The 11,417-nt window shown below is 68.0% G+C and carries 12 protein-coding genes; 7 read left to right on the top strand and 5 right to left on the bottom strand.

Going from position 1 to position 11,417, the window contains the following annotated elements; translation table 11 throughout:
• Positions 1-57: 57 nt before the first annotated feature.
• A complete protein-coding gene (locus tag D7T59_RS20765; protein WP_164135838.1) occupies positions 58-864 on the bottom strand; it encodes an FHA domain-containing protein in 807 nt (268 codons plus the stop codon).
• A 125-nt stretch (positions 865-989) separates the two neighbouring features.
• Here D7T59_RS20765 and D7T59_RS20760 point away from each other — a divergent pair, with 125 nt between their 5' ends.
• From D7T59_RS20760 to D7T59_RS20750, 3 genes are all read left to right on the top strand, one after another.
• Positions 990-1,265, top strand: a complete 276-nt coding sequence (locus D7T59_RS20760) for a polyhydroxyalkanoic acid system family protein (RefSeq protein ID WP_005417302.1) — start codon at positions 990-992, stop codon at positions 1,263-1,265.
• Between the two features lie 80 nt (positions 1,266-1,345).
• Positions 1,346-1,837, top strand: a complete 492-nt coding sequence (locus D7T59_RS20755) for a phasin family protein (protein WP_180853490.1) — start codon at positions 1,346-1,348, stop codon at positions 1,835-1,837.
• 237 nt (positions 1,838-2,074) lie between these two features.
• Positions 2,075-3,088: a restriction endonuclease gene (locus tag D7T59_RS20750; protein WP_180853489.1), complete on the top strand. Its 1,014-nt coding sequence runs from the start codon at positions 2,075-2,077 to the stop codon at positions 3,086-3,088.
• Between the two features lie 174 nt (positions 3,089-3,262).
• Here the strand turns inward: D7T59_RS20750 and D7T59_RS20745 are convergent, their stop codons facing one another.
• The 4 genes from D7T59_RS20745 to D7T59_RS20730 all read right to left on the bottom strand — a co-directional run bounded on the left by D7T59_RS20745 (position 3,263) and on the right by D7T59_RS20730 (position 6,047).
• Positions 3,263-3,640 carry a type II toxin-antitoxin system HicB family antitoxin gene (locus D7T59_RS20745; RefSeq protein WP_232273989.1) on the bottom strand — a complete coding sequence of 126 codons (378 nt, stop codon included), beginning with the start codon at positions 3,638-3,640 and terminating at the stop codon, positions 3,263-3,265.
• Between the two features lie 23 nt (positions 3,641-3,663).
• Positions 3,664-3,846, bottom strand: a complete 183-nt coding sequence (locus tag D7T59_RS20740; protein WP_107433137.1) for a type II toxin-antitoxin system HicA family toxin — start codon at positions 3,844-3,846, stop codon at positions 3,664-3,666.
• 73 nt (positions 3,847-3,919) lie between these two features.
• On the bottom strand, positions 3,920-4,648 hold the full coding sequence (gene hutC, locus D7T59_RS20735; RefSeq protein ID WP_180853488.1) for a histidine utilization repressor: 729 nt from the start codon (positions 4,646-4,648) through the stop codon (positions 3,920-3,922).
• Between the two features lie 28 nt (positions 4,649-4,676).
• Positions 4,677-6,047: a formimidoylglutamate deiminase gene (locus tag D7T59_RS20730; protein WP_180853487.1), complete on the bottom strand. Its 1,371-nt coding sequence runs from the start codon at positions 6,045-6,047 to the stop codon at positions 4,677-4,679.
• Positions 6,048-6,114: 67 nt separating this feature from the next.
• Between D7T59_RS20730 and hutI the strand changes: the two genes are divergently transcribed.
• The 4 genes from hutI to hutU are packed head-to-tail and all read left to right on the top strand — an operon-like array spanning position 6,115 to position 11,391.
• Complete coding sequence (gene hutI / locus D7T59_RS20725) at positions 6,115-7,338, top strand: imidazolonepropionase (RefSeq protein ID WP_180853486.1); 1,224 nt, start codon at positions 6,115-6,117, stop codon at positions 7,336-7,338.
• Entirely contained in the window at positions 7,335-8,876 is a 1,542-nt protein-coding gene (hutH, locus tag D7T59_RS20720; RefSeq protein ID WP_180853485.1) for a histidine ammonia-lyase, read from the top strand. Before hutI ends, hutH begins: the two co-directional genes overlap by 4 nt.
• Entirely contained in the window at positions 8,873-9,727 is an 855-nt protein-coding gene (gene hutG / locus D7T59_RS20715; protein WP_164135844.1) for an N-formylglutamate deformylase, read from the top strand. Before hutH ends, hutG begins: the two co-directional genes overlap by 4 nt.
• A complete protein-coding gene (gene hutU, locus D7T59_RS20710) occupies positions 9,724-11,391 on the top strand; it encodes a urocanate hydratase (protein ID WP_014037699.1) in 1,668 nt (555 codons plus the stop codon). The genes hutG and hutU overlap by 4 nt, the downstream gene beginning before the upstream one ends.
• The last annotated feature ends 26 nt before the right edge of the window (positions 11,392-11,417 follow it).

Below are 11,417 nucleotides of genomic sequence, written 5' to 3'. Positions count from 1 at the left end.
GGCSGCCAACCCSGGGGATACGGGGCGGCGGCTGCCGGCCAGCGGCCGGCACTACCGTCAGCGCGCGCCGAACCAGAGCAGCAGGCTGAGCACTGCCGCCAGCAACAAGGCGCTGGCCAGCAGCCACGGCCAGCGCCGGACCCTGCGCGGTGCAGCCGGCAGCACCGGCGCTTGTTCGGCGTCCTCGCTGGCCTCGTCCTCGGCCGGCAGCGGCCGCCGACGTGGATCGTGCGGCACTTCCAGCACGAAACGGTGCTGGCCATCGAACACCACCTGGTCGCCGGCCTGCAGCCAGCAGTGGCGCACGGCCACGCCGTTGACCCGGGTGCCGTCGGCACTGCCGAGATCGCGCAGCAGCACACGATCACCGTGCACTTCCACGCGGGCGTGCTGTTCGGCGAAGGCCGGATCGTCGATGGCGATGTCGGCCTCACTGCCGCGACCGACCAGGCGGGCCCGCGACAGCGTGAAGCTGCGGCCATGATGCAGGCCACCAACACCACGCAGCAGGCGCTGCTGCTCGTCGCTGCCGTCATCGTTCTTCGGTGCGGGCGCCTGCAGCAGGCTCTCGACCTCGCCCTGCAGTACCATCTCCACCCCATCCACGTACACCGCATCGCCTGCACGCAGCAGGGCCATGCGGCGCACCGGTCGACCATTCACGTGGATGCCGCGGATACCGTTGCCGACCTGCAGCCAGAGGCCGCGATCGTCCATGCAGAACTGCGCCAGCAGCAGGGCGCCGTGGCCGGCGTCGCCGAGCCGCACACTGCCGTTGGCCTGGCGCACGATGCGTTGCACCCCGGGCCGCAGCGGCTGGTCGGGCTGTTGTTGTTGACTGAAGTGAACAAGCAGGTTCTGCACGCGGCGCAGCCTAGCAGGTTGGCCGCCAACGAAGAAGAACCTGCGATGAGTGCTTGGCGCGACGGCCCTCGATGCGCACAATGCTCGCCCTCATAGATCATCCCCGCCCTGCGCCAGGAGCCTGCATGTCCACCATCGATGTCCGCCACGCCCACGCCCTGCCAGACGCACAGGCGCGCGCCGCGATCGAACAGGTCGCCGCCAAGCTGTCCGAGCGCTTCGGCCTGAAGTCGTCCTGGACCGCCGACGTGCTGAACTTCTCCGGCAGCGGCGTGGATGGTGCGATCGAGCTGCAGCCGGGCGCCGTGCGCGTGACCGCCAAGCTGGGTTTCCTGCTGTCGGCGATGAAAGGCATGGTGGAAGGCGAGATCCAGCGCGTGCTGAAGGAAAAGCTGGGCTGAACCCCGGCGGCGGCCGTCACGGCCGTGCAACGGCAACGCGCGCTACTCTCGGGCCAGGCCCAACTCCCACGGGAAGTGCGATGAACCAGTACGAAAACGATGACCGCCGCAACGACGACGCCTCGTTCGGTGACCAGGCCGAGCGCTTTTCGCGCAAGCTCAGCGACTCGGCACAGCAGGTCTGGCTGGCGGGCCTGGGGGCCCTGGGCCGCGCACAGGCCGAGGGCAGCCGCTTCTTCGATGGCCTGGTGAAGGAAGGCGAAGCCTGGGAAGCCCGCCGCCGTGAGCGCAATGGCGAACAGGGTCCGGGCTGGCGCGACAACGTGGAAACCTCACTGGATGAGGCCCGCGAGAAGGCTTCCGGCACCTGGAACAAGGTCGAAAAGGCCTTCGATGACCAGGTGCAGGGCGTGCTCAAGCGCCTGCACGTGCCCACTGCCGACGCGGTGACCGCGCTGGAAGCCCGTATCGACGCCCTGCACGCGCGGCTGGCCAAACTGGAAAACCGTGCGGCCTCGGGCGCCGATGCCCCCGCACCGGGCAGCCATCAGTCGCCGGACAGCGTGCCCTGAACATCGATTGTTGCAATGCAATAAATTTTGACTGACAATCGCGAGCAACCCGCCAATCGCTTCGGCTGCCGTTTGTTCCCTCCCCTCACGGCTTCAGGATTGGCGGGTTTTTCATGCCCGCTGTATGCCGATCTGAGCGTTCCATCACGCTTCCTGTCAGGAACGTCCTGACCCAGCCGGATAGTGCGACCTTTACACTGTCGTCTTCCGCATTCGCCCCTTCCGCGCACCTCCTGCATGCTCCCTTGGATCCTGGCCCTGCTGTCGGCCCTGCTTACCTGTTCCCTGGCCGTTGTCTATCTGTGGTGGATCAAGCGGCGGCAGAAGGAGATGCAACTGGGCCTGCAGGCGCTGGCCGGCATGCACTGGCGCGAGTTCTCGGTGCTGGTCAAGCGCATGCTGCGCGAACAGCGCGGCCTGCGTGAATTGAATGACCCGGCGGAGGAATCCCGCGAGCCGAGCAGCGACTTCCTGCTCAGCGACGGCCCCAACCAGTGGCTGGTGTCCTGCAAGCATGGCCTGGCCTACCGTATCGGCACCGCCGCAGTGAATGAACTGGGCGCCGCCGCGCGCCTGGCCGGCGCCAAGGGGGGCGTGCTGCTGACCGAAGGCCGGATCGAACGCGATGGCCGCAGCGCTGCCGAGAAGCAGGCGGTGGAAGTCCTTGATGGCCCCCGCCTGTGGCCGTTGCTGCAACCCTACCTGCCAGCGGACATCGAATCGCGCGTGCGCACCCGTGCCCGGCATGAGGCGCTGCGACGCATCGCCATCGCCGCGCTGGGTTCGGTGACGCTGGGCCTGCTGGTCGGGCTCGGCCTGCAGGGCCTGCATGTGGAGGACACCGCGCCCGTTGCCGCAGCGCCAGTTGAGACTGCCCCGTCGCCAGCGGACGCCCCTGCAGCCGAAGCAGCACCCGAAGCGAGCGAGGCTGCACCGCCCATCACCACGGTGCCCTCGCCGACGGCGGCGGGCACCGATGAACGCAGCAATCCCAATCCGGATGCCGCCACGCTGGAGCGCTTCCAGGCCGATCTGTCCCGCGCCCTGGCCGGCAAGCCCGGCATCGCCAGCGGCGTCTGGCTGACCCGGCAGACCCTGGCGATCAACCGCACCGGTGAACTGGAAGCGGTGTGGCCACGCGTGTGCGAGGAAGTGCTGCGCTATCCCGCCCTGCGCAATGTACGCATCCAGCTCAACGCCCGCCCCGGCGTGGACGAGCCGGTGCGCTGGCGGCAGTGCGCCACGTATTGATGAGGCCGCATCCACGCATGGCGTGGATCTACTGAATCCCGGTTGGAATTACCCGGTGCGTGCGAACCCTCGGTAGATCCACGCCATGCGTGGATGCCTCTGTAGCGTCGAGCCACGCTCGACTCATCGCGCGAACAGCAGCCGAGCATCGTCTCGGCGCTACATGGTGCCTGCTCAGCCCAACGCTGCGAGATGGGCGATGTAACTGGAGCGCGATTCACCCGCCGCTCTGGCCTGCGCATCCAGCCTCGCCAGGATGCGACGCGGCAGGCTGATGTTGACCCGCTCGATGGTGTCGTCCAGCAGGGCCGGATCAATGCAGATGTACGCAAGAATCCAACGGATGTCCTTGGATGCCTCGGCGGCGATTTTCTGTGGCGCGGAAGGTGTCGGAATCGAGCGCCCGTCATCCAGGGCCGCATCAATCCAGGCGAGCGCAGCCTCCTCGGCAGCGCTGAGCGCATCCTCAAGCGTGTCGGCCGCCGAGAAGCACCCCGGCAGATCCGGAACGACCACACCCCACGCGGTGCGCTCATCGCCTGCCTCGATCAAGACTGGATATCGCATGAGACCTCCTACGTCAGTCCTGCGAGCTTCCGCAACGCCTGCACCAGCCCTTTCCCCAGATCCTTCCTTGGGTGAGGCACGGTGATGATGTGAGGGTGCTGCGGGTGCACGAATACATGATGGGATCCGCGAATCCGGCGACAGGTCCAACCTGCCGCCTCCAGATCCCGGATGAGGTCCCTGCTCTTCATGCGGGGACGATACACATCGTACACACGCCCCGACAGAGTTCAAGGCGACAGCGTGTCCGGAGCGGGGTCGACCCTAGCGCGCCCCAGGCGCGAAGCGCGCCACCAGGTCCCAAGCATCCCCCAGGAACACCTGCCGCACGCGGGTGATCGGCTGTTCGCCGCGCCAGGTCAGGCGCTCGATCACCAGGCAGGCGGTGCCGGGTTTCACGTCCAGCAGTCTGGCGCTGACGGCGTCTGCGCCCCAGGCGCTGATGCGGTGCTGGGCGCGGGTCCAGGACACGTTCTGCAGCAGCCAGCTGCCCGGCGCGGTGGTGTTGAAATCAACCTCCAGCACCTCGGGCACGCCCACCGGACTGATCAGGCGATGCTCCAGCGCCAGCGGGCGGCCATCGGCCAGATGCAGGCAGCGCATCGCCAGCAACTCCTGCTCACCGGCCAACTCCACCTCGCCGGCATTGCCGGCGTCGGCCAGCCGCAGGTCCCGCTGCAGCAGACGATAGCCGTACAGGTGGCCGCGCGAGCCGACCTCCATCGCGATATCCGGAATCTCCAGCGCCACCTGCTCCAGATGCGGAGGCTGCCGCGCCACGAAGGAACCGGCGCGACGGCGGCGCTCGATCATGCCGCTCTCGGCCAGCGCGGTCAGCACCTTGTTCACCGTCATCCGCGAGCAGCCGTACTGTTCCATCAGCTCGTGCTCGTACGGAATCCGGAAGCCCGGCGCCCACTCTCCACTGAGGATGCGGCTTTCCAGATCGCTGCGGATACGCTGGTTGAGCGTGGCGGACTTGCTGGCCTTCACGTAATGGGGTCTCGGTGGTGGAAGGCGATCAGCCCAGCACGCCCTTCAAGGCGGCGGCAAAGGCAGTGGTGATCGCCTCGCGCTGCAGGTGGCGGCCCTCGGCCACGCATTGGCGGCCATGGCGCCAGACCGATCGCAGCGCGCCATTACGTGCGGCGAACACCCAGCTGTCAAGCCATGCGTCGTCCTGCCGCGCCTGCAGCGCCGGATGCGCGGCGTCCAGTTCAACCAGATCGGCACTGGCGCCGACCTGCAGGCCGGCAGCCACGCCCAGCGCCTGCGCGCCGCCCTGCAGTGCGCCTTCGAACAGGAAGCGGCCGGTGCTGCGGGTGGCATCCGGGGCCAGCACGTTGCGCCCGCGCAGGGTCAGTCGCTGGCCGTACTCAAGCAGGCGCAGTTCTTCGGCCGCATCGATCAGCACATTGGAATCGGAGCCGACACCGAAGCGCCCGCCCTCGCCCGCGAAGGCCTGCATCGGGAACAGGCCGTCGCCCAGGTTCGCTTCGGTGATCGGGCACAGGCCGGCCACCGCCTGGCTGGCCACGATGGCCGCGCGCTCATCGTCGGTGATGTGGGTGGCATGCACCAGGCACCAGCGCGCATCGACCGGTGCATGGTTGTACAGCCACTGCACCGGGCGCTGGCCGCTCCAGGCCAGGCAGGCCTCGACTTCGCGCACCTGCTCGGCAATATGGATATGCAGCGGGCCGTCGGTGAGCGGCAGCAGCGCGCCCAGTTCCTCGCCGGTGACCGCGCGCAGGCTGTGCGGGGCGATGCCCAGCACCGCGTCGGGCAACGCGGCCAAGGCCGGCTTTGCCGCGTCCAGCAACTGCGCGAAGCCCTCAACATCGTGGATCAGGCGGCGCTGCGCCGGATTCGGCGGTGCGCCACCGAAATCGGCATGCGCATAGAACACCGGCAGCAGGGTCAGGCCGATGCCGGTCTGGTCGGCCGCCGCCGCGATCCGTGCACTCATCTCGGCGCGGTTGGCATAGGGATGGCCGTCGGCATCGTGATGCAGGTAGTGGAATTCCCCGACGCGGGTGAAGCCGCTTTCCAGCATTTCCATGTAGGCCTGGGCGGCGATGGCCTGCACCGCGTCGGGGCGCAGGTGGGCCAGGAAGCGGTACATCAACTCGCGCCAGCTCCAGAAGCTGTCACCGTCGCCGCCGCCGATCTCGGTCAGGCCAGCCATGCCGCGCTGGAACGCGTGGCTGTGCAGGTTGGGCAGGCCCGGCACCAGGATACCGACGCGGGTGTCGCCGTCCTGCGCGCCCTGCCCCGTGCTGATCGCGGTGATGCGGCCGTCCTGCACCTGCAGGCGGACATCGCATGCCCAGCCCTGGGCCAGCAAGGCGTGGGCGGCATGGAAACTGAGCAGGGAACGCGAATCGGACATGGCTGGACAACCCGAAATGGACGCCTATATTGTATAGACATATAAGCACAGCCGCGTTGTGGATGCCATGCACGTCGATACCCTCTGGTCCAACGTCCACCTGATCACCCTCGATGGCGAGGGCCTGGGTGTCATCCGCGATGGCGTACTGGCCTGCGCGGACGGGCGCATCGTCCACGTCGGTGCCGCCGGCAGCGATGCGCACCTGCAGCCGACCACCCGCATCGACGGTGAAGGTCGCTGGATCTCGCCGGGCCTGATCGACTGCCACACCCACCTGGTCTACGCCGGCAACCGCGCCAACGAATTCGAGCAGCGCCTGCAGGGCGTCAGCTATGCCGAGATCGCCCGCGCCGGCGGCGGCATCGTCTCCACCGTGCGCGCCACCCGCGCCGCCACGCCCGAGCAGCTGGCCCGCGAAAGCCGTCCTCGCCTGCTGGCGATGCGCGCCGAAGGCGTGACCACGCTCGAGATCAAATCCGGCTACGGCCTGACCCTGCCGGACGAACGCAAGCAATTGCAGGTGGCGCGTGCGCTGGGCGAGGAATGCCGGGTCAACGTGGTCACCACCTTCCTTGGCGCGCACGCGATTCCGTCGGGCCGCGAGGCGCAGGAGTACATCGACGAGGTGTGCGAGGTGATGATTCCGGCCATCGCCGCCGAAGGCCTGGCCGAGGCGGTGGATGTGTTCTGCGAGAACATCGCGTTTTCCCCGGCGCAGGCGCGGCAGGTGTTCCAGGCGGCGCGTGCGAACGGGCTGGCCGTGAAGATCCACGCCGAACAGCTGAGCAACCAGCACGGCGCCGAACTGGCGGCCGGTTTCGGCGCGCTGTCGGCCGACCATATCGAACACCTGGATGACGCCGGCATCGCCGCGATGGCCGCCGCCGGCACCGTCGCCGTGCTGCTGCCGGGCGCCTTCTATTTCACCCGCGATACCACCCTGCCGCCGATCGCTGCATTGCGCGCGGCCGGCGTGCCGCTGGCGTTGGCCACCGACAGCAACCCGGGCACCTCGCCACTGACCAGCCCGCTGCTGGCGATGAACATGGGTGCCACCCTGTTCCGCCTGACCGTGGATGAATGCATCGCCGGTTTCACCCGTGAAGCGGCGCGTGCGCTCGGCCATGGCGAGCGCATCGGCCGCCTCGCCGTCGGCCTGGACTGCGACCTGGCGATCTGGGACATCGACGCCACCGCCGACCTGGTCTATCGCATTGGATTCAACCCGCTGCACGCGCGCGTGGTGCGCGGGCAGCCCGACCTGCCTGCCTCCTGGAGCAACACATGAGCAATACCCTGGTTCTTCGCCCTGGCCATGTCACTCTCGCCCAGTGGCGGCAGGTCTATCGCGGCGTGCCGCTGGCACTGGACCCGGCCGCGCTGCCGGTGGTTCGCGCCAGTGCGGCCACCGTCGCTGCCATCGTCGCCAAGGGCACGCCGGTGTATGGCATCAACACCGGCTTCGGCAAGCTGGCCAGCGTGCGCATCGAGCGCGAGGACCTGGCTACCCTGCAGCGGAACATCGTGCTTTCGCACGCTGCTGGTGTTGGCGAGCCGATGCCGGCCCGCGTGGTGCGCCTGATGATGGCGCTGAAGCTGGTCAGCCTCGCGCAGGGCGCTTCGGGCATCCGCGAGGAGACCCTGCTGCTGCTGGAAGCAATGCTGGTCAAGGGCGTGCTGCCGGTGGTGCCGGCCCAGGGTTCGGTCGGCGCATCGGGCGACCTCGCGCCGCTCTCGCACCTGGCCAGCGTGATGCTGGGCGTCGGCGAAGCGTTCATCGGTGACCAGCGTCTACCGGCAACCGAGGCATTGGCGCGTGCCGGCCTGCAGCCGATCGAGCTGGGCGCAAAGGAAGGCCTGGCGCTGCTCAACGGCACCCAGTTCTCCACCGCCTATGCGCTGGCCGGCCTGTTCGAAATCGAAACCGTGTTCCAGGCGGCGCTGGTCACCGGCGCATTGTCGGTGGAAGCGGCCAAGGGCTCGGACACCCCATTCGATCCGCGCATCCATGCCATCCGTGGCCAGCGCGGGCAGATCGCCACCGCCGCCACGCTGCGCACCCTGATGCAGGGCTCGGACATCCGCGAATCGCACCGCGACAACGACGTGCGCGTGCAGGACCCGTACTGCCTGCGCTGCCAGCCGCAGGTGATGGGCGCGGCACTGGACATCCTGCGCCAGGCCGCGACCACGCTGGAAATCGAAGCCAACGGCGTCTCCGACAATCCGCTGGTGTTCACCGATACCGGCGAGGCACTGTCGGGCGGCAACTTCCACGCCGAGCCGGTGGCCTTCGCCGCCGACATGCTGGCGATGGCGGTGTGCGAGATCGGCTCGATCAGCGAGCGCCGCCTGGCGATGCTGGTCGACCCGGCGCTGTCCGGCCTGCCCGCCTTTCTGACCCCGCGTCCCGGCCTGAATTCCGGTTTCATGATTCCGCAGGTGACCGCCGCCGCGCTGGTCTCTGAAAACAAGCAGCGCGCCTACCCGGCCAGCGTCGATTCGATTCCGACGTCGGCCAACCAGGAAGACCATGTATCGATGGCCGCGCATGGTGCACGCCGCCTGATGCAGATGGCCGAGAACGCGGCCAACGTGATCGGCATCGAGCTGCTGGCCGCCGCGCAGGGCTGCGACTTCCACGCACCGCTGCGCTCCAGCGCCGCGCTGGAATCCGTGCGCGCCACCCTGCGTGCGCAGGTGCCAACGCTGGAAGAAGACCGCTACTTCCATCCGGACATGGTGACCGCCACCGACCTGGTCCGCAGCGGCGCGCTGGCGCAGGGCCTGGCCGAGCTGCTGCCAACCGTGGAACCGCAGGCATGAAGACCCATCCCGAATGGCTGACGGTGCACGAAGGCGATGCCCCGTTGATCGTCAGCTTCCCGCATACCGGCAGCGAGCTGCCGCACGACCTGATCGGCGACTACCACTCGCCGTGGTTGGCACGTCGCGACGCCGACTGGTGGGTGCACGAACTGTACGATTTCGTGCGCGGCATGGGCGCGACGACGGTGCGCTCGGCGGTCTCGCGTTCGGTGATCGACCTCAACCGCGATCCCAGCGGCGTGTCGCTGTACCCGGGCCAGAACACCACCGGCCTGTGCCCGCTGACCACCTTCGACAACCAGCCGCTGTACCACGCCGGGCGCGAACCGGATGACGCGGAAATCGCCCGTCGCCGCGACACGTATTTCCTGCCCTACCACGATGCGCTGGCCGCACAGATCACGCGCCTGCGTGCGAAGTTCGGCACTGTCGTGGTGTATGACGCGCACTCGATCCGCTCCCACATCCCGCACCTGTTCGACGGCGAGCTGCCGCAGTTCAACCTGGGTACCGCCGGCCCCTCCGGTGCGCCGGATACCTCCTGCGACAACGCGTTGAGCGATGTGGTGGAGAACCTGCTGAAGATCAGTGGCATGAGCCAGGTGCGCAACGGCCGCTTCAAGGGCGGCTGGATCACCCGCCACTACAGCAATGTCGCCGGCGGCGTGCACAGCCTGCAGATGGAGCTGGCCTGCCGCGGCTACATGCACGAACCCCTGCCAGACCAGGTGGACGAACACAGCTGGCCCACCCCGCTCGACCCCGACCACGCCGCACCGCTGCGCCACACCCTGGCGCAGGTGCTCAACGCCTGCCTTGAATTCGCTACGAACCGGAGCGCCGCATGACCCGCAACGACCCGTCCCGCACCATCGCCGCGCCGACCGGCACCACGCTCAACGCCAAGAGCTGGCTGACCGAAGCGCCGCTGCGCATGCTGATGAACAACCTGCACCCGGACGTGGCCGAGCGCCCGCAGGAACTGGTGGTGTACGGCGGCATCGGCCGTGCCGCGCGCGACTGGGAAAGCTTCGATGCCATCGTCGAGACGCTCAAGCGCCTGGACGACGACCAGACCCTGCTGGTGCAGTCGGGCAAGCCGGTGGGCGTGTTCCGCACCCACGCCGATGCGCCGCGCGTGCTGATCGCCAACTCCAACCTGGTGCCGCGCTGGGCCAACTGGGACCACTTCAACGAGCTGGATAAGAAGGGCCTGGCCATGTACGGCCAGATGACTGCCGGCAGCTGGATCTACATCGGCGCGCAGGGCATCGTGCAGGGCACCTACGAGACCTTCGTGGAAATGGGTCGCCAACACTTCGGTGGCGACCTGACCGGGAAATGGCTGTTCACCGGTGGCCTCGGTGGCATGGGTGGCGCGCAGCCGCTGGCTGCAGTGATGGCCGGTGCCTCCTGCCTGGCCGTCGAATGCCGCAAGAGCAGCATCGACATGCGCCTGCGCACCGGCTACCTCGACACCTGGACCGACAACCTGGATGAAGCGCTGCGCCTGATCGACGAATCGTGCAAGGCCGGTACGCCGAAGTCGGTGGGCCTGCTCGGCAACGTCGCCGACGTGCTGGCCGAACTGCTCAAGCGCGGCGTGAAGCCGGACCTGCTGACCGACCAGACCTCCGCGCACGACCCGGTGAACGGCTACCTGCCACAGGGCTGGACCGTCGAACAGTGGGACGAAAAGCGTGTGAGTGCACCGAAGGAAGTGGAGAAGGCCGCGCGCGCGTCGATGGCCAACCACATCCGCGCCATGCTCGGTTTCCACGCACTGGGCGTGCCGACCGTGGACTACGGCAACAACCTGCGGCAGATGGCGCTGGAAGAAGGCGTGGAGAACGCGTTCGATTTCCCAGGTTTCGTGCCGGCCTATATCCGTCCGCTGTTCTGCCGTGGCATCGGCCCGTTCCGCTGGGCCGCACTGAGCGGTGACCCGGAAGACATCGCCAAGACCGATGCCAAGGTGAAGGAGCTGATTCCGGACAACCCGCACCTGCACCGCTGGCTGGACATGGCTGCCGAGAAGATCAAGTTCCAGGGCCTGCCGGCGCGCATCTGCTGGGTCGGCCTGGGTGACCGTGATCGACTGGGCCTGGCGTTCAACGAGATGGTCGCCAACGGTGAACTGAAGGCACCGGTGGTGATTGGTCGCGACCATCTGGATTCAGGCAGCGTGGCCTCGCCAAACCGCGAAACCGAAGCGATGGCCGATGGTTCCGATGCCGTGTCCGATTGGCCGCTGTTGAACGCTCTGCTCAACACCGCCAGCGGCGCGACCTGGGTGTCTCTGCACCACGGCGGTGGCGTCGGCATGGGCTTCTCGCAGCACGCCGGCATGGTGATCGTCTGCGACGGTACCGAGGCGGCGGCGAAGCGGATTGGTCGCGTGCTCTGGAACGACCCGGCCACCGGCGTAATGCGCCATGCCGATGCCGGCTATGAAATCGCGATCGACTGCGCGAAGGAGAAGGGGCTGGATCTGCCGGGCATCCTGGGCTGATCGCAGGGTTGCCGGCCMCCSGCCCG

The organism is Stenotrophomonas maltophilia (assembly GCF_013464915.1).
Taxonomy (GTDB): Bacteria; Pseudomonadota; Gammaproteobacteria; order Xanthomonadales; family Xanthomonadaceae; genus Stenotrophomonas; species Stenotrophomonas maltophilia_AT.
Note: the sequence above shows the minus strand (reverse complement) of the source record. Positions and strands in the feature narration are given on the sequence as shown.